16 protein-coding genes are annotated in these 17,675 nt (G+C 68.9%); 2 read left to right on the top strand and 14 right to left on the bottom strand.

Annotation, left to right across the window (positions count from 1 at the left end; translation table 11 throughout):
* The first annotated feature begins 25 nt into the window (after window positions 1-25).
* Entirely contained in the window at window positions 26-1,111 is a 1,086-nt protein-coding gene (locus ACZ4FV_RS32380; protein ID WP_465323914.1) for a transglycosylase SLT domain-containing protein, read from the top strand.
* 19 nt (window positions 1,112-1,130) lie between these two features.
* Here the strand turns inward: ACZ4FV_RS32380 and ACZ4FV_RS32375 are convergent, their stop codons facing one another.
* From ACZ4FV_RS32375 to ACZ4FV_RS32315, 13 genes are all read right to left on the bottom strand, one after another.
* Window positions 1,131-1,499, bottom strand: coding sequence for a hypothetical protein (locus tag ACZ4FV_RS32375; protein WP_465323913.1), 369 nt, complete (start codon window positions 1,497-1,499; stop codon window positions 1,131-1,133).
* Between the two features lie 43 nt (window positions 1,500-1,542).
* Entirely contained in the window at window positions 1,543-2,142 is a 600-nt protein-coding gene (locus ACZ4FV_RS32370; RefSeq protein WP_465323912.1) for a hypothetical protein, read from the bottom strand.
* Window positions 2,143-2,182: 40 nt separating this feature from the next.
* A complete protein-coding gene (locus ACZ4FV_RS32365) occupies window positions 2,183-2,767 on the bottom strand; it encodes a DUF4913 domain-containing protein (protein WP_465323911.1) in 585 nt (194 codons plus the stop codon).
* A 62-nt stretch (window positions 2,768-2,829) separates the two neighbouring features.
* Window positions 2,830-4,593 (bottom strand): type IV secretory system conjugative DNA transfer family protein, encoded by a 1,764-nt coding sequence (locus ACZ4FV_RS32360; protein ID WP_395867338.1) that lies wholly within the window; start codon window positions 4,591-4,593, stop codon window positions 2,830-2,832.
* 62 nt (window positions 4,594-4,655) lie between these two features.
* Window positions 4,656-6,362 carry a hypothetical protein gene (locus ACZ4FV_RS32355; RefSeq protein WP_465323910.1) on the bottom strand — a complete coding sequence of 569 codons (1,707 nt, stop codon included), beginning with the start codon at window positions 6,360-6,362 and terminating at the stop codon, window positions 4,656-4,658.
* 1 nt (window position 6,363) lies between these two features.
* Entirely contained in the window at window positions 6,364-7,947 is a 1,584-nt protein-coding gene (locus ACZ4FV_RS32350; protein WP_465323909.1) for an ATP/GTP-binding protein, read from the bottom strand.
* 73 nt (window positions 7,948-8,020) lie between these two features.
* Window positions 8,021-9,511 carry an SCO6880 family protein gene (locus ACZ4FV_RS32345; RefSeq protein ID WP_395867331.1) on the bottom strand — a complete coding sequence of 497 codons (1,491 nt, stop codon included), beginning with the start codon at window positions 9,509-9,511 and terminating at the stop codon, window positions 8,021-8,023.
* Between the two features lie 73 nt (window positions 9,512-9,584).
* Window positions 9,585-10,400: a DUF8175 domain-containg protein gene (locus tag ACZ4FV_RS32340; protein WP_395867329.1), complete on the bottom strand. Its 816-nt coding sequence runs from the start codon at window positions 10,398-10,400 to the stop codon at window positions 9,585-9,587.
* Between the two features lie 24 nt (window positions 10,401-10,424).
* Window positions 10,425-10,718, bottom strand: coding sequence for a hypothetical protein (locus tag ACZ4FV_RS32335; protein ID WP_395867327.1), 294 nt, complete (start codon window positions 10,716-10,718; stop codon window positions 10,425-10,427).
* A gap of 2 nt (window positions 10,719-10,720) precedes the next feature.
* Complete coding sequence (locus ACZ4FV_RS32330) at window positions 10,721-11,350, bottom strand: DUF6668 family protein (protein ID WP_395867325.1); 630 nt, start codon at window positions 11,348-11,350, stop codon at window positions 10,721-10,723.
* 75 nt (window positions 11,351-11,425) lie between these two features.
* Window positions 11,426-11,755 carry a hypothetical protein gene (locus ACZ4FV_RS32325; RefSeq protein ID WP_395867323.1) on the bottom strand — a complete coding sequence of 110 codons (330 nt, stop codon included), beginning with the start codon at window positions 11,753-11,755 and terminating at the stop codon, window positions 11,426-11,428.
* Window positions 11,756-12,140: 385 nt separating this feature from the next.
* On the bottom strand, window positions 12,141-13,727 hold the full coding sequence (locus ACZ4FV_RS32320; protein WP_465323908.1) for a hypothetical protein: 1,587 nt from the start codon (window positions 13,725-13,727) through the stop codon (window positions 12,141-12,143).
* A gap of 103 nt (window positions 13,728-13,830) precedes the next feature.
* Window positions 13,831-14,727, bottom strand: coding sequence for a hypothetical protein (locus ACZ4FV_RS32315; protein ID WP_465323907.1), 897 nt, complete (start codon window positions 14,725-14,727; stop codon window positions 13,831-13,833).
* 554 nt (window positions 14,728-15,281) lie between these two features.
* On the opposite strand from ACZ4FV_RS32315, the gene ACZ4FV_RS32310 reads away from it, so the two are divergent.
* Entirely contained in the window at window positions 15,282-16,400 is a 1,119-nt protein-coding gene (locus ACZ4FV_RS32310) for a hypothetical protein (protein ID WP_465323906.1), read from the top strand.
* Between the two features lie 265 nt (window positions 16,401-16,665).
* Here ACZ4FV_RS32310 and ACZ4FV_RS32305 read toward each other — a convergent pair whose 3' ends face one another.
* Complete coding sequence (locus ACZ4FV_RS32305; protein ID WP_402236782.1) at window positions 16,666-17,652, bottom strand: LysR family transcriptional regulator; 987 nt, start codon at window positions 17,650-17,652, stop codon at window positions 16,666-16,668.
* Window positions 17,653-17,675 lie beyond the last annotated feature (23 nt).

Below are 17,675 nucleotides of genomic sequence, written 5' to 3'. Positions count from 1 at the left end.
TGCCGGTTGTAGCCAGGTGCCGAACATGCTGGTGCAATCCCAGGATCGCGAGATATTCCTTTCCAGAGGCGGTGGGGCGACATCCGACCTGCTGGACGTGAACGCCATTCCGGAGAAATACCGGAAATACGTGCCCCAACTGGAGAAGGCCGGGGCAGCCTGCACCGACGTCACCGCGCCGTTGATCGCGGGACTCATCGAGACCGAGTCGAGTTGGGATCCGCCCCCGGTCAACAGTGATGCCGGGCGCGCCCAGGGCCTCGGCCAGTTCATGCCGGGCACCTGGAATGGCGACCCCAGAAAGACCGATGATGGGGCGGGTCGCGACGGAGACAACGACAATGTGAAGGACATCGGCAACCCGGCCGACGCGATCATCGCGATCGGCGACTACCTGTGCTCGATCGCCAAGAAGGTCCACGAGTTCCACGAAGAGGGCAAGATCCCCAATGTTCGGCCCGGCGAGCAGCTCAAGATGCCGGACCTGATGTTGGCGGGCTACCTCCGCGGTCCCTACATCTGGACCAACCCGCCCTCGGGCGTGACGTACGCCTCCGATGGCATGCCGCAAATCGACGACCCGAAGAACAAGACACCCCGGGAATACGCGAACGGAATCATCAAGCTCGCCAAGGAGAAGTATTCGATCAAGGGAGTTGGCGGCAATCTCCCCGCGATCGTGGGCCAGGATCGGCAGGCCATCATCAGTCGGGCGAAGGTGTGGACCGATGCCCGCGTCCCCTACAGCCAGAGCAACTACAAGGACGGCCTGATGGCCGACGGCAAGACGAAGCAGAGATACCGCACCGACTGCTCGGGCTTTGTCACCATGGCGTGGGGCGTGGAGGCCGGGGCGAACACCACGGCGATGACCGGCATGACCGAGCCGATCAAGAAGAGCGAACTGACGGCCGGTGACATCATCCTCGACGACGACGGCGGCAATTCCGGGCACGTCGTACTGTTCGAGAAGTGGGCCGACGGAGGCCAGACCGAGTACTGGGGATACGAGGAAGCCGGCAGCACGGGCGCGATCTACCGCAAGATCCCTTACCTCTACTTCAAGGGATCGGGGCCGTACGAGCCGCGTCGTTTGAAGGGGCTCAAGTAGGAGGCGACCCGCCCGCCGGTCACCTGCCGGCGGGCGTCATGCCGAGCCGAGCCGCCTCACGTGTCGGGTTCGCTTCGCGGCCGCTCTCCACTGACCTACTACTCGGCGCCGCCAGTCCGTCCCGCGTCAATTGATCGCGGAACGTGCCCAGCGCGTGCTCCGGCTGGGCGAGGGCGTCGAACCCTCGCCCGGCCAGGGCTCCGGGACCGGTCGGGCCGACACCCGGCGCGGGCTGCGGCGCGGCCTGCATGCCCAGGTCACCGAAACCAAGCGCCCACGCGTGAGTCGGCCGGCTCGGTCCCGCGGCCGGAGGCGCCTGGCCGACGGCGGTCCAGAGATTCTCGGCCGCCGGCAGTTGCGGTCGCGAGGGACCCGCTTGCTCACTCACGTCGCCTCCCGGCCTGGATGACTCGGATCTCGTTACCTGTCGATCAAAGGTTGAACATCTCGCGGGCACGCTGGGGAACCTGGCCGCTGCGATGCAGCACTTGCGCCCGGTCCCGGGCGGGCTGCGCCTGCGCGGCGAATCCCAACGCCCTGCGCTGCGCACGAACCGCCCGCGTGCCCATCCTGGCAGCAGCGCGCTGCGCGCTCACCCTGCGCCGCTGTGCCGAGCGCTGCTGGATACCGGGTGCGATCCGGCGACCGTTTCCGGCCGCGATCTGATTCAACAACATCCCCTGCGCCCGGCTGCGGTCCGCGAAGAACTGCACCTTGGCCCGATTGTCGGCCGCTTTGACGGCCTGATCCTCGTACTTGCGATATGCCCGCGCTCCCGCGCGCATCCCAGAGTTCTGAGCGTAGAACTTCGTCGACTGCCATCTGGCCGCGACGTTGGTCACGCCCTTGGTCAGACGGCCCGCCACGGCCGCACCGGCGGTCTTGAATTTTCCCTTTCGCTTTTGCTTCAAATACTTGCGGGCTCTATCAAGCCTTGTGCTCGCCCAGGAGAGAATGGGCTGGGCCAAATCGGCCGCGTCCCCGATTGAATGTGGACCACCATTGGGGCCGAACTCGACGGCTTGGCTCATCGCTCATCCCTTCCGTGCCGGTTGATCCCTCCGGCGAACATCACGGCCAGCCCGGGCGGTTCAGCTTGGCCTTCTGGAGGTCGTACTGTTCCTTCGGCCGTTCCGGTTGACCCGGCGTTTCAAAGTCATCCTCGATCGCGAAAGTGACGTCGCCATCATCCCATGAAGCGTCGGGATCGCGCGGGGACACCCGGAACGCCGGGTCGTCCCACATCTCCGGCGGCGAGGGTTCGATGGGCAGTTCCGCGAGGGGGCGATCCGAGTGACCCTCGCGCGGGTCACAGGCGACGAAGGGGCCCAGTTCGGGATCCATCAGCATGCGCAGATGCGGATCCGCGTGTTGGAGCCACCAGGTCGACATGCCCAACGCCGCGTCGTGACGCAGGTATTCGAACGCGCGCCAGATCGCGGTGAAGCGAATGATCGCCTCGGGGTGTTTCCACCACGCGGGGCACCACATGATCGACGAGCGGTTCAACCGGCGTTCGATCACCTTGACCATGTAGTCGACGACGAAGCGGTCGACCGATTCGAAGACGAACTCCGGCTCCGGCTCGAGCTCTTCGTCGAAATCCTCGACTTCGGGCACGGTCTCTCGTGCCTGCCGGGCGGCGGCTTCGGTCATCGACCGGAATCGCTCCGGCGCGTCGCCCTGTCCCCAGACGTCGTCGTCCGGGAGTTCGCCGCTCATTTCACCGCCTTGGCCATGTTGATCTGGGCGGCGTTCATCACCTGGGACGGGTCGTAGGTGTTGATCGATTCCTGGATCCGGTCGGCGTACTCCGTCTCCCACCACGGCACGGTGCGCACCAGGGTCGGGCGCGAACCACTGATCTGCACGAACGCCCGGCCGCGCGGCATCGACATCAGGTCCGACGCGTCCAGCACCGCCTCCGCTCGGCTGGCCCGGCTGATCCCGCGATGGTCACCGAACTTGTGGCTGGTGGACGTGGTGCGAGGTTCGAACATGCCCGCGGACTTGGCCAGATTCTCCAGGAACGACACGTCGGAGACGCCGCCTCCGTACACCCGGATGTTCGCCGAACCCCACAACTTCTGCATGCCGTTGTCGCCCCACACCGAGACCCCCTGGGCCCAGGACTGGAGAATCACCATCACGATGACGCCACGCGAACCGAAGTGGGTGTACTTGTCGGGAAGCGCCTTCCAGGGGCAGACGTTCGCGGCCTCGTCCAGGACGAAGAGCGCCGGGATGGGCAGCCGCCCGTTGGGCGAGTCACGCGAGTAGTTCTCCGCCTCCTCGGCCAGGATCGTGGTCAGCGCCATCACCAGCGGAGCGGCGATCTTGTTGGTCTCCTCGGACAGCAGGTACAGGGTGTCCGAAGGCGAGCGCACGAACGCCATGTAGTCGAACTCGGGTCGGCTGGGGTCGCTTCCCGGCGTTACCCATTCGTTGATGTTCTCGGCCACCAGGAACGAGGCCATCTGGATCGCCGTGCCGTACACACCGGCCCGCTGCCGGTCGGGTTGACCGATCACCGACTCCACGGCCTCGGCGGGCATGTGATGGCCGCCGTCGCGCAGGATGCGTACGGGAGTGTCGTCGGTCGGGCGGGTCAGCCACACGTAGACCTGGGTGATCGGACGCTTGTCGATCGAGGCCGCCAACAGCAGGTTGGCGAACAGGTCCTGGGCGGCGGGTTCGAAGTAGGCGTCGCTGCGCGCGTGGTCCTGGCGGTTGACCGAGACGAAGCGGGCGGCGAGCTTGACCGCCTTGACGATGCTGTCGCCGACGTAGGTCAGCGGATTCCACCAGAAGACCGGCTTTCCACCGGCCTGGTTCTGCGGGTCGAAGATGTAGACCGTGCCCTTGGCCTCGCGAATGGCCCGGGTGGCGTCCACCACGTCGCGCTTGTTGGAGGTGACCACGACCGCGCCCGGGGCGCTGACGATGTTCGGGATCGCCCTGGTCGCCGTCTTACCGGTACGAGGACCCCAGATGTCGACGTGCATGTCCTCCCAGGAACCCCACAGTTCGTTGTCACCGCGCACGGTGCGACCGATGAAGACGCCGGGCGTGGTCCCCTTCGCGAGGCCGAACTTGCTGGCCGTGCGGGTGACTTGGTGGGTCATGGACGGCGCCAGTTCCTTGGGCGAGGCCAGGTAGCGGATGGCCATGTCGATCCGCTCGCGCTTGCCCCGAGCCTTCGTCCAGACCTTCCACCCGAGGCCGACCAGGACGAGTACGACGACCAGTTGCAGGCACAGGTACACCGTCGCGATCGCGCCCGGCCATTGGTAGTCGCCGATGGCCAGGCGCACCCACAGCACGAGCGGATTGGGCCCGGGTTCCTCCGTCGGCCCTTCGGCCGCCAAGGACGCGGAGAGCCACGTCATCACATGCAGCGCCACCAGTGCGACGATGCCGAACAGGAATACCAACGCCTCGAGTTCGACGTTGGGCCCTCTGCGCTTCTGAGTGGCGCTCATGCGTTACCCCCTTGTCTTTCGTACGCACGGCCCGGGGCGCACGGCCCCGGGCCGAATACTGCTCACCAACGCTGCGGCGCCGGCGCTCCTCCTACGGGGCCGCTCCCGGCGGAGACGGGAATCACCTGACGCTGCGGGTGTCGGGGCGCGTCGTACTTGCGTTCCCTCATGAACGGAATCTCGTCGACGCCGCCTCCGCTCTTGTTCATCTGGTACTCGCCCATCGCTCCCAGGGCGGGAATCGCCATCTTGGCGAGCGTGCCGCTGCCCGGCGGCAGACCCGTGGCGCCGCCCAGCACGTTCGAGGCCACGAACTTCGCAGCGGCGTTGACCGGCGCGGACGGAGGAGCGGGCGGTGGCACCGGCACGGTAGGAGCCCGTGGCGGAGCCTGAGCGGCGGGTGCGGGTTGCTTGACCAGCGACACCGGTGCCGACGGCGGAGGCGGAGGAGGTGGATTGTTCGACTGTTGTTGTTGCTGCTGCTGCTGCTGTTGTTGCTGTTGTTGCCGCCTTTGCTGTGGGTTCTGCGGTGGACCCGGAGGTCGGCGTCGGCCGCCGCCCCCTCCGCCCGCACCCTTGGCCATCGCCGCAGCGGCTCCGGCCCCGCCCGTGGCGACGACCGCACCGAGCGTGGCCACCCCCTTGGCGCCCATCGCCAGGCCCCCCATCACCGCGCCGTGGGCGCCCTTGCCGTCCTCCGCCACGAGGCCGACCAGGGGGTTGACCATGCGCATCGTGGCCGGGAGTGACAGCGTTCCCGCCGCGAGGATGATGACGCTGGCCAAACCCTCGGCCGTGCTGCCGTCCTCCGGATTGGCCCACATGCGGAACACCGGGACGATGACGAACGCAGCCGTCGGTTCAAGCAGCGCGAATCCGATGGCGAAGCTGAAGCATTTCTTGAGCGCGGCCTTACCGGTTTCGGTACCCGAGCCGGCCGCGAAGACGGGCATGATGCCCAGGAGTAGTGTCAAGCCGACGAGTCTCGCCAGCATGTATAGATACAACATGACACCGGCGATGATGAGCAGAATCGCCGACAGCAGGAAGAGCGCGAAGTTGATCGGGCGGTCCGTGCTGCCCATGGGCGTGACTTCGAGATACTTCTGGACGGCGTTGCAGACCTCGGCCTCGTTGATCGCCGTGCCGCTCTTGCCGGACAGACCTCGAATCAGGAACCATTGGGTGAACGTATGTCCTGCGGTGAGTAGTAGACCGAAGAACGCGATGCTCGACGTGGTGACCACGACGAGGGTGAACATCGCCTTGGCCATCGACCCGACCGCCATCGGGTTACGCGACAGCGCCATCTTCCCGGCAACCCACAACAACGACAGCACGGCGACAACCGTCGTGATGAAGATCGTGTGGCTGCGCAGCATGTTCGTGATGCCTGTGGCACCGCGATCCTGCCCACCGGTGAACGGGGCGTCGACCTTGAGCCACCAACTCAGCACTTCCGTGGCGAGCTGGCTCATCTCGAAACGGATCCACTCGATCGGCTGACCGAGGAAGCCGTAGGGGTTGTTGGTCTTGTCGGTGGCCCATTTCTTGACCGCCCACTGCCATTCCTCGTCGGTCAGTGTGCAGGCGCTGTGCCAGCTGAAGTTCTCGTCCGGATGGTACTCGTGACAGCCGATCTTGCCGATCGCATAGGTGTCGGTCCAGGCGAAGTCGCCGCGGACGAGTTCCTCGGAGTCGTACTGGTTGTCCTTGAGCTTGTCTTCGATGTTGGGGCCGTACGGATTGACCGGCGCGAAGTCACACACGTCACCACCGCCTGTTCGTGTTGTTCACGTCGAGTTCGGCCGGTGTGAGGTCGACGTGAACCGGAATTCCGGGGCGGCCACCAACCTTGATCATGAAGTTTCCGAGTCCGGGAGGCGGGGCCTCCTCGCCGCGGGTGGAGTCCCACGAGGGTGGCGTCGACCAGTCCTCGATCATGCGCTGTTCGGCCATCGTCATCGGGACGACCGAGTTCAGTTGCGGCATCTCCGCCGCGGGCAGACCACCGGTGATCACCATTCCCGCGCGTTCCACGAAGCCCTTGGCCTTCATCCGGTCCTCCTCGGCCGGCAGCGCGAGCAGGTCGGACATCGTGTGGGTGATCATCGCCATGCCCACACCGCGCTGACGGTTGAGTCGGGTCAGGGCGTCCACGCGGTCGACCAGGCCCCGGCCGGCGCGGAGCACACGCCACAGTTCGTCGAGGATGACGAAGTAGTTGCGCCTGGGCTCCAGCCCCGCGTCCGCCAATGCCTGGGCTACCGAGATCGCACCGAAGCCGTAGCTCCAGCACGCCAGCAACGCCGCCGCCTGGAGCGAGCTTTCGCCGTCGTCGATGGCGCTGACGTCGAAGCAGACCGGACTGTCCCGGCGCATCGGCTCCGAGGTCGGCCGAGAGAACATCTCGCCCAGCCGGCCGTCGCCCAACAGGCCGATCAGCGACGACTCCAGGGTTTCGGTGATCTCCCGGTAGCGAGCCACGTCGCCCCGGTCCAGGGCCACCGCCCGCAGTTCGTCGGGCGCCTCCTGAATGACCTTCAGCAGGTCGGCGAGCACCGGTACCCCGACGAAGCGTTCGTCGAGCAGCTTCAACGCCGCGTTGAGGATCGTTTCCTCACGGTCCGCGGGGGGAGCGCCGCGAAGCACCGTGATCAGGGAGGCGACGGCGTTCAGCCGCCGGCCGTGCGCGTCGGCCAACAGCGACCGGCGCGCGGCCTCCGGCAGACGAGCGGCGGCGGCCTTCGACTCGCCCGGGTCCAGGACGTTGAGATAGCCACGCCCGCGGCCGAGTTCGATGACCTGTCCGCCGAGTGCGCGGATCAGGTCGGCGTAGTCGGGCTTGAGGTCGCCGAACACCACCGGGTTGACCCCGTACCCCGCCAGCCCCAGTGCCTGGCGGCGCACGATGGTCGACTTGCCCAGACCCGGCTTGCCGAGCACGAACTCACTCGGGTTGAGAATGAGTTTGGCCCGCTGGAACCAACTGATCGGGTCACAGCACAGCGTGCCGCCACCGGTCAGCGAACGCCCCAGCGGTACACCGACCGCGGGCGTGCCGGATCCGGCCGCGAACGGCCAAAGCCCACAGACCTGGACGGTGGTGCCACGCCACTCTGGTGGCGCCTCCACATATCCCACCGAGCCCGCGCCGTACCCGGTCCAGCCTCGCCAGCCGGCCGTTCTCGGCTTTGGGGTCTGGGCCTTCTTCTTCTGCTCGGCCTTCGACTTGGCCGTCGTGCCCTGCGGCCCATGCGGAAGAGGAGCCGGCTTCGACCGTCGCCCCCGCTTTCGTCCGACGTCCGTCTGCTCGGACTCCTCCGCGGGCATGACCCCTGTGGGGTTGTGCACCGACATTTCGTCCTGCCCTTCTAGCCGCGTGCGCGAACGCCCGGCGAGTACGCGGTCGATGTCCGGTGGCCGGTCACATCGCGTCCCGGACGGTCTGTGGCACCTTGAGGTGCTTCGGCAGAACCAGACCCAGGGGCAGCGCGGCGGCGAAGGCCGACGCCTGGGAGCCGTACACGCGGCGGATCGCGATCCGGGCGGAGGCCGACAGGTTGTCCATCGCCGACGCGGCCAGGTCCAGACCGTCGCTGTCCTCGACGGTCGCGGTGACGAGCATGCCGAACTTGACCAGTCCGGCTCCCGTGGCCTCCTCCTGAGCACTCTGCTGTGCGGCGCGCACCGCGATCGAGTCGCGGGCGTTGCCGACCTTGGCCTGCTTCGCCTTGAACATCGCGTCCTTCACGTCCCGTTCGACGATGCTCGCGGCGGTCGACGAGTCGTGCGGGCGGTACAGCAGCGTGACCCGCTTGCGGTCGATGTCGGGGTGCGGCCCCAACAGTCGCGCCAGAACATTGGAGAAGACCTCGCCACGAGGCGCGTCGGACATCGCCCAGGTCACCGACAGTGCGCCGTCGTGCCGGTAGTGGTCCCACGCCTCCTGGGTGGCGCTGGGCCCGGCGTCGTCCCAGGTGATGCCCGCGCCACCCTCGGAGCGGGCCTGGTCGATCAATGCGGCCACGCTGGGGTCGTAGGCGACCCTTACCGCTTCGGCGAGTTCGGTGCCGCTCATCGGGCGCGCCTGTCCTGCTCCGGTCATCTGCAGACCGGCGCACAGTCCGGGCAGCCGGGTGCCCAACTCGGTGGCCATCTCCTCCGGAGTGCGCTTGGGCACGCCGGGGCGAGGAGCGCCGGAGAAGGTCAACGCGACCCGGGTGGACACCCGTGCCGAACCCACCGGGTAGAACTCCACGACCTCGTTGAGCACGTGCTTGGAAAGGTTGGGCGCGTCCGGCCGCAGATGGTCGAAGACCTCACGACGCAGGCGTTCACCGGTGTCGACCGCGGTCTCCACCGTGACCGAGGCGGCCACGATGCCGGGCTCGTTGCCCAACGCGGCCAGCCACTGTCCCCAGTAGGCGACCCAGGTGTCCACCTGTTCGGTGTCCACCAGCGATCCGCCGTCGGCGTCGCACTCGATCACGACGGTGTGGTCGTTGGTGGAAGGCACCGTCAACAGCGCGAACGGGCGCTGATAGGCGTCCTGGGCTTCATAGAGCTTCGACCCGGCGGCCAGGCCTGGCAGCTTGCAGGTGCCCAGCGGTATACGACCCAGGGGGCCGGATCGGTAGAGGTGTTGACCCTTCGCTTTGCCCCGCGACCACGCGCCTCGGGCGACCAACCACTGCAACCCCGTACGTCCTTGTCGATCTCGGTACAGCAAGGGAGCCAGGACGACCGCGAGCAACACCGTGAGGAAGATCGCGAAGACCAACGAGATCATCATGCTGACGATGATCGTGACCATGCCGCCCAGCAGGATCATTGTTCCGGCCATCCCCAGGCCGAGGATGCCCGGCGAGGTCGGCTTGCGCCAATTGCCGTAGGTACGAATCTCGGGTGCTGTCACGTTCGTCTCCTCGGTGGCCGCGACCGCTCGGATCCGCGGTTGCGGTCGGAAGTGCCCGGCGGTTCAGGGACCGTCAGGGGGTCCACGCCACGTATCCGGCACTCGACGACACCGATCGGGCCGGAGGCCGGGAGCCGTCGGGTGGAAGTTGCAGACGCCAGCCTTCGTCCCAGACCACGGTCCACGTCGTGGCATCGAACGTGCCCGCCCGCTCGCGCATCCGCACCAGGGTCACGGTCGATGCCTGTGGAGAGTAACTGTCGACCCGAAAGCCGACGAACTGGGGCTTGTCCTGCACGGATTGGCCCTGATCCGCGGTCCGCGTCGGCGCCGCCGAACGACTGCGGGCCAGGAAGCTCTCCTTGCCGGGACCCTGCGCCAACATCGTGCCCGCCACCAGGATCGGCGACTCCGCCGTCTCGTAGCGCTCACTGATTTGCGCCGCGGCGATCAACGCCCCGGCCGGCGTGCGCGCGTAGCACCGGACCGTTCCGGAATCGGCGAGCCCCGGGCCGGCCGTGCGCGAGACCGGCAGTCCCACACCGTGGTACGGCTCCCAGACCACGCCCGCCGGCTGCACCGTGGGAATGGTCTGATCCCGGTCGGACAACTCCGGGCACTGTTTCGCCGCGGCGGTCGAACTCTTCTCGCCGCCCGTGCCGGACGGAACCGCCGTCGACGAGGCCACGGTGGTCGCCGCGGCGGAAGCCGCGCCGGCCTGCGGTGTCGAGGGCAGCCCGTCCGGCTCGAACACGATCACCGTGACCGCGGCCAGACACAGGATGCCGAAGCCCGCCGTGGCGACGATGAACCCCCGCTGGGTGAAGGGGTTCCCATCATCCCCGGAGCGGTCGTTGTCGGCCGATTTGTTGCGCCGTAGGAAGGCCACAGTCGTTCCCCCGGGGAGATCCGCCTACTTCAGCAGCAGCTGTGCGAGCGTCGCGCAGCTGCCCACCAGGATGGCGGCGACCATGATCCAACCGAGGCTCATGATGTGCTCGCCGCTGCCACCGCTCTTGTGCGACATCGCCATTCGTCCCGCGCAGGCCAGGACCGCGATGACACAGACCACCGTGACGACCCAGGCACCGTAACCGAGCAACTCGTTGATGCCGCTGCCGAGCTTGCCGGGCGCCTTCGGCTTGGGGTCCTTGATGTCCGTCGTGAAGCCCTCGACCCGTGCAAGCGTCGCTGCGATCAAAGCCATTACTACTCCCCGCTGTATCGGTTGTTGGTGAGGCCGGCCAGTTCGGAAGCCAACTTCCGAACGTCCTTGGCGGAGTTCCGGGCGTCGGGCCACTCACCCAGTCGCCACGCCTCGTTCCAGGAGATTCGCCACAAACGAGGCACTCCTCCCGCGACGAGCTTCAGCCATTGCTGAAGGCTCTTCGGCAAGGGTCCGGGGGCGTCGGCGACGGCCACCAGACCCAGGAGGTCGACTCCTTCCAGTGCCCCGGAAGCCCATTGCCTCCCGGCGTTCTGGGCCGCGTGCAGACCGCCGGCGTGGGTCCGGGCGACCAGGACCACACCGCTTCGTCCCGACGTCGAGGAGACTGGCCATCCCCGGCCCCCGGATTCGGCGCCCTGCGGGATCGCCAGTGCGAGGGTGCTTTCCCCCGCTCCCCCGTGGCAACTCACCCACCACCAGGGCGGACGAGCGGAGCCGGGGGGAGTCCAGGTGCCCAGACCGCCCGTTCCCGGCTGCACCAACCCGCGTTGCGGCGATTGCGGCCCGAGGCTGACGTAGGTGGGAGTCTCCACTACGGGTTCGGCCTCGACGGTCACCGTGGCACGCGGTAGCCACGGATTGTCCTTCGGCTCTTCAGGTCGACGTGACACGAGATCACCTCCCGCGCTACGACGGTCGTCGCAGCGTGGCGGCAGGAGCCATGACCGGATTCCGGGAGCGCGGCATCAGAAGACGACCGCCTTCGCGATCGACACCGAACTTCCGGCCAGGGCACAGGCGACCATCACCCAACCCATGCCGAAGATCGTGCCCTCGGCGTCCCCGTCGCGATACGTCATGGCCAGCTTCGCTGCGGACAACAGGAATCCCACCACACACGCGGCAATCGTCAAATACATGCCGATGCTGATGATTTCGTTCAGCGGCCCGGCGAAAGGCGCGCTCCCCCCGGGATCGGGAGGCAGTTGCTTCACCGTATTCGGTGGCACGATGTAGGTGGGCGGCGCCGGTCCGTCCGGCGGATCGTCCATCGGCAGCAGATCGAACAGCACCATGTGTATCTCCAGGCGTTCGGCAGTCGGCACCGCCCCGCCCCGCCGATCCGAGCCTCATGCCTCGGTGAAAACCCGAAACATCGGCCGTAGTGCCGTATTTCCGCGCGCGCGCGAAAAAAATGGGAGGACGGAAGTCACCAGCGCGCGCTCTCTCCGCGCCGGGCAGACCTCCACGTCGCCGTGCCATCGGCGGAAACCGGCCGATTGTGGGGTCTGCCACGAGATGGTGCTCCGTAAGACGTGATGATGCCGATTGATGCAAGGCGCACGCCGACATTAGCCACCCCGTGGGAACCCCACTATCCAGATTGCGTGGGACCGATCGCGCCAATCGGATGACCGCCGAGGACCGCGCCGCGCGGTCGGTCCCGACCCGACGAATCGGTCAATTCTGCGCCGCCGGCGGGGTCTTGTTCGCGTCCGGACACACCGGTTCCCCGCGGGCGACGAGCACGCCGGTGGGCTCTCCGATCAGCGTGCTCACCACGAAGCAGGAGCTGCGCGGCGCCTGCGAGAACACCGCGGTTCGCTCGTCGGCGCCGACCAGGACCCGCTCGACCAGACTGCCCGCGGGCGTCTGCGCGATGGCCACATACCCACTCACGTTCTGCACGTTCGTCGGCGCCTCCCAACCGACCTTGAGCGCCTTCTCGAACCCGCTCACCGCGACGGATCGCGGCACCCGGGAGGCGAGTTGCGCCTGCTCGACCGGCCGCGCCGTCTGTGTCGACCACGCGGCCGCGGACCCGGACGGCTTGCCCGGCTGGACCGGCACCTGCCGATCGGCCGGTCCGGGCGCGAGCGTGCTCGGGAGGGAGGGTTCCGGCGCCGCCGTGGGCTTGTCGTCGCCGCCCGACACCAGGACCACCCCGATGGTGATCACCAGCAGACCCGCGGCACCCGCCGCAACCAGGAACATCGGCTTGATCCGCTTGCGATCCGCCTTCTCCTCCGCCAACTCCCAGTCGTGGGGGCGGGGGAAGTAGCCGGTGGGACCCGCGCCCGGCGCGCCGATGGGTAGCGCTTCCGGTTCCGCATTCGCATCCGCAAAGGTGTGCGAATTGCCTTCGTCCGGCTCGTCCTCGTAACCCGCGTACGGCGAGACATAGGGCGGCGGCTCGTCGGGGTCGGAACCTGTCGAGGACGCCGAGGGCACCGAAGGCGTCGCGGCTGCCTGGCGCGGCGGGTCCTGGTCCAGTTCCTCGTAGCCGGCGTACGGCGAGACGTACGGCAGCGGCTCGTCGGCGCCGGAACCGCCCGAGGGCACCGAGGGCATTGCCGCGGCCTGGCGCGGCGGGTCCTGGTCCAGTTCCTCGAATCCGGCGTACGGCGAGACGTACGGCGGCAGTTCGGCGGGCTCGAAGTCCGACTCCGGCTCGGGTGCCGGCGCCGGCTTGGGCTTGGGTTCGGGCGCGGGCTGGAACGTGGGCGTGGGCTCCGGCTCCGGCGCCGGTGCAGCCGGCGCCGCCTGCACCGGCAGCGGCGCGGCCGAGACCGGGACTTCCGCCGCCGGCACGTTCTCCCGCTCGTCGCCCTCGGCTGGCCACCACGCGGGGGCGGACAACTGCCGCGGCGGCGTCCAGGTCTGCCCGGCGTCGGTATCGGCCGGGTCCTGCTCGGCCGCGGTGCCGGCGGAGACGGAAGGTACGCCGACCGTCGCGGGCCACCACTCCCCGTCCGGCGCGAGCAGCGACTCCTGCCCGTTCCGAGCGGCGGCGGGACGCGGCGGCTCGTCGAGCCACCACTCCTCGTCCGGCGGAAGCAACGCCTCCTGCCCACGCGGATCAACGAACGCCTCCTGCCCACCCGGATCAACGGCGGAGCGCGGCGTCGCGACCGGCCACCACTCCTCGTCCGGCGGGAGCAACGCGGCCTCCGGTCTGCTCGCCCCGTCGCCCGCGCCCACCTCGGGAACGACTCGGTCGCGTTGTGTCGTGGCGCCTTCGTCGGCACCTTCCCGACGCTCTTCCACTGGATCGTCTCCCCTCGATGAGTCTCGATGAGTCGTCGGCCGCGGGACCGGTGACGAGGCCGTCGCCCGTCGGGGCCGAACGAGACAGGACCTGCCAAACCGCTCAACCCAACGAACGGAGTTCCTCGAGCCAGCGCGTCGCGACGCCCGTCGTCGGATCGTCGGCGCCGCGCACCCGCATTTGAGCCTCGACCACGAGGGGACCGACTTCCAGGCTTGCCCGGAGCCGGGTCACCCGTCGCCAACTGGTGTACGCGTTGGCCGCATAGCGTTGTGCCGCCGGGTCCGACGCGACGTCCACGCCCGACTCGAGGGCCAATTCGGCGTAGATGCGCGCCGCCAGCTCGGGTTCCCCGGCGAGGGCGGCGACATACGCGCGCACTTCGCGTGCCCCCCTCGGCGGGGTCCCGCCGTCCGCGACGAGTCGCTCCGACAGTTCGCGGGCCTCGTCCAGGTTCCCGGCGTCGGCCGCCGCGCGGATCCGCACCAGCAACTCGTGCCGCTGCCGCGCGAGGGAAGCCGAGGACTCGGGGGCGGCGGCGGAGGCCACGGGGACGGAGGCTTCGGCGACGGCCGGCTCGGGCGTGGCGGGGCTCGGAGCGGCAGGCGCCGAAGCCGCGGGGGGCGCCGAAGCCGCGGCAGGCGCCGGCCGCGCCTCGACCGTCTCGAACTCGACCGGAGCGGTGTGCGTCTCCCCGACCGGCGCCGTTCGCGCGGCCGGTGCCCACGACCGGGCGGGCTCGGGATGCGCGTCCGTCGCGACCACGGCGCCGTCGACGCCGACGATCAACGGCCAGCGGGTACCGTCCGCCTCGACCGCGACGGCCCGCACCGGCCGCCCCAGGGCCAGGGCCTTGACGGAGACCCACCGAATCGCCTCGGCCCGCGCGTCCTCGTCGGGCGCCAAGGGCACGAGTACCCCGTCCACCGCCGTCTCCCCGTGGACGGTCATCTCGATCACGATCACCGGTACGGCCGGCACCGAAGCAGGGTCGATCATGTACGGCTCCCCCTGGATCCTCGACGAGCGTCTCGAACGCGTCGTCCGGTCTCGACCGAGACCTCCCACCGTGCGCGATCACGACTGTGCCAAGCGAGTCCGCGCGCATCGTGGGAACCCACCCTAAGACCATCGGCGGACGGCCACGCGGTCCCCGGTCCCACCGAGGACGCGCCCGGGCTCGGGAGGGTTCCGGGCGGTCCGCGGTACGGGCCGGCGAAATCCGGGCGCAGCCAAAGGAATGACCCGGTATACCCATCGAATGAGCCACCCGGGACGGTCGTCGGCATCGTACTCGTGATGCGCGCCACCTTCGATACACGGGCGCCCCGGGTCGGTGTTCCGCGCGGCAGCTCGCCGGTGAATGTATGCTTCCCATCCGCGACTTCGACATCGGAGCTCGGTTTCACGCGGCCGGGCGAATAGGGCCGGACCGCAGCACCGGCCACCCGCTTCGGGTGACGACGCCCGCATGGAAGTCTCCGTGAAGGGGTTATCACAGCACGTCACAATCGGTGCGGTCGTACATCGATTCCCGAAATCGAGGAGCTCTCGTGACCGGTAACGCCATACCCGCTTGGCCGGTTGTCACCATCGAGATCGCGTGGGACGACTCCGTTCGCGTCGACGGCAATGTGATACCGGTCGAATTGAATGGCGATCCCCGGGCGGCGGCCCTTGCCGTCGCGGCCGAGACGGCGCGGCTGCTCGGCCGCCCGGTGCGGGTCGATGCCATCGAACCGGACGGTACGACGTTCCCGCTCGTGGTGTCCACGGACGGCTCGGCGACCGAAGCGGGCCCGGCCGCGGCCGCCCCACAGGCCCGCCGCGGCCTGTTCGGCCGCCGCAAGAAGGCCGAGCCGAGCGGACCGCCGCCCGTGTCGGCACCCGATCCCCGGGTCGCGCCGAGCCCCGCTCCCGAGTTCCGCGAATCCCGCGACACACCGCCGTCGGACCCTCGTCCGGCCGTGGACCCGACGCCGTCCACCCCGTCGGCGGATCTCGCACGTCCTGGGTCTCCCAGCGCCGAATCCGCCTCCGCGCCGGCTGCCTCGGAGCTCGGCTCGCCGACTCCCGGTTTCGACGAAACGCCTGATCCGAGCCCCGCGTGGCGACCTCCCTCGACTGCCGCACCCGCTGCCGCGCCGGGCGAGAGCCGACCGGCCGAGGCGGTTTCCGGCGACGCGAAGGGCCCGGCGCGGGTCTCCTCGACGGCGCCCGGAGGGGCCGCCGCACCTGCGCCCTCGCGCGAGCAGGCACACACCCTCGGCCTGATTCGACGTTCGATCGACGAGCGGGACACGGCACGCGCGTTGGAGCTGGCCGCCGCCCTGGACGCGACCAGCGCCGCGACCGGCGATCCCGCACAGATCCTGGCCGGCCGCGAAGTCCATGCCTACGTGGCCCTGTTGTCGGGTCGGGTCGAGCCCGCGGTGGAGTTGTACGCCGGAGCCGTCTCGATCGGTCTGCGCCTGGGCGCGGACGGGGATTGGCCGCCGCGCATGGCGGAGAACGCGCACTATTGTTGGCTCCGGGTGAAGGATCCGAAATCCGCGCTCGCGTTGGGCCGGCTCGTCCGGGACGCGTACACCACCATTTCCGCCGTGGATTCCCCCGCCGCCAAGGCGGTTGCCCGACGAATGGCCGACCTCGAACGGTCCGCGACCGCCTGACCCGCCGCACGCGTCGCCGAATTCGCCCTCTCGGGATGTCGATTCGGCGACCCGCCGATGTACGCACCGCGAATCCGGCCTTTTCCGTGTCCGCGGGTTCATCCGCTCTCCTGGCCGCGGTTCGTCGCCGGCGCGGGAATGGCCGGCCGTTTTCCGCCCCGTGTCGCGAGAGACTCGATGGCTCGCTGTGGGCGAGCCAACGCTCGATATCCACGGGGCGGAAAGCGGCGACTCCCGGACTTCGCCGCGGATTTCGGGAACGCGATCAGCTCGGCTTCGTCCCCCGCTCCACGTGCTCGGCGGCGGCCGGGGCTCCCAGCGGCCCGAGCGACTCGTCGGCCCGGACGAACCGGCCCTGGAGCCGCTGCCCGGCCAACACGAACGCCTCCAACGCCGCCTTCATCAGCGGATTGTGGTTGGCGGTGCGGTACAGCGCGGACACCCGACGATACGAGGGGGTGTGCGCCAGCGGTACGCCCACCACCCCCTCCCGGGCCTGGTAGGCCAGGCCGGGGACGATGGCCACACCCGCCCCCGCGGCGACCAGGCCCTGCACGACGTCGTAGTCGTTGCTGCGGAAGGCCACCTTGGGCGCGAAGCGGTGCGCGGCGCACACCCTGGACAGGCTCGTGGAGCCCGCCGTTCCGGGCCGGCTGGCCACCCACCGCTCGTCGGCCAGATCGGCGATGTCGACGCCGTCCTCGCGCAGCGCGGGGTGGCCCTCCGGCACCAGGAGTGCCAGTGTCTCCTCGACGAGCGGGAAGACCGTGAGTTCTTCCGGCCACACGCGCGGCACCAGGTCGTAGGCGAAGACCAGGGCCAGATCCAGGTCGCCCTTCTGTACCTGCGGTACCAGGTCGTCCGGCTCGGCCTCGTCCAGCAGGATCTCGGCGGTGGGGTGCAGTCGGGTCAGCTCGGCCACGGCGTGCGGGACCAGGCGTTCACCGGCGGTGGGGAACGTGCCCAACGCCAGCCTGCCGCTGCGGCCTTGCACCACATCGCGGATGTCGCGCTCCAGGCTGTCCAGTACGGCGATCGCGTCGCGGGCTCGATCGGCGATCGTGAACGCCATCCCGGTCGGCCGGATGCCGTGTGCCTCGCGCTCGAACAGCGGCGTTCCCACCGCTCGTTCCAGCGCGGCGATTTGCTGGGATACCGCCGACGCGGTGTATCCGGTGCGGCGCGCGGCGCGCGCGAACGAGCCGGTGAGCACGACCTCGATGAGCGTCTGCAGGTGCAAGGGGTTGAGCATCAGTATTCCTTGGCCTCGCTCGA

The sequence above is a fragment of the Embleya sp. NPDC025285 genome (assembly GCF_055558835.1).
The sequence above is the reverse complement of the archived record's forward strand: the minus strand, read 5'-3'. Positions and strand labels throughout refer to the sequence as shown.

Excerpts from the sequence above, each read along its gene's own strand:
- ACZ4FV_RS32380 (WP_465323914.1), top strand. The coding sequence starts at position 26 with ATGCTGGTGCAATCCCAGGATCGCGAGATATTCCTTTCCAGAGGCGGT.
- ACZ4FV_RS32370 (WP_465323912.1), bottom strand. The coding sequence starts at position 2,142 with ATGAGCCAAGCCGTCGAGTTCGGCCCCAATGGTGGTCCACATTCAATC.
- ACZ4FV_RS32365 (WP_465323911.1), bottom strand. The coding sequence starts at position 2,767 with ATGACCGAAGCCGCCGCCCGGCAGGCACGAGAGACCGTGCCCGAAGTC.
- ACZ4FV_RS32360 (WP_395867338.1), bottom strand. The coding sequence starts at position 4,593 with ATGAGCGCCACTCAGAAGCGCAGAGGGCCCAACGTCGAACTCGAGGCG.
- ACZ4FV_RS32335 (WP_395867327.1), bottom strand. The coding sequence starts at position 10,718 with ATGGCTTTGATCGCAGCGACGCTTGCACGGGTCGAGGGCTTCACGACG.
- ACZ4FV_RS32325 (WP_395867323.1), bottom strand. The coding sequence starts at position 11,755 with ATGGTGCTGTTCGATCTGCTGCCGATGGACGATCCGCCGGACGGACCG.
- ACZ4FV_RS32315 (WP_465323907.1), bottom strand. The coding sequence starts at position 14,727 with ATGATCGACCCTGCTTCGGTGCCGGCCGTACCGGTGATCGTGATCGAG.
- ACZ4FV_RS32305 (WP_402236782.1), bottom strand. The coding sequence starts at position 17,652 with ATGCTCAACCCCTTGCACCTGCAGACGCTCATCGAGGTCGTGCTCACC.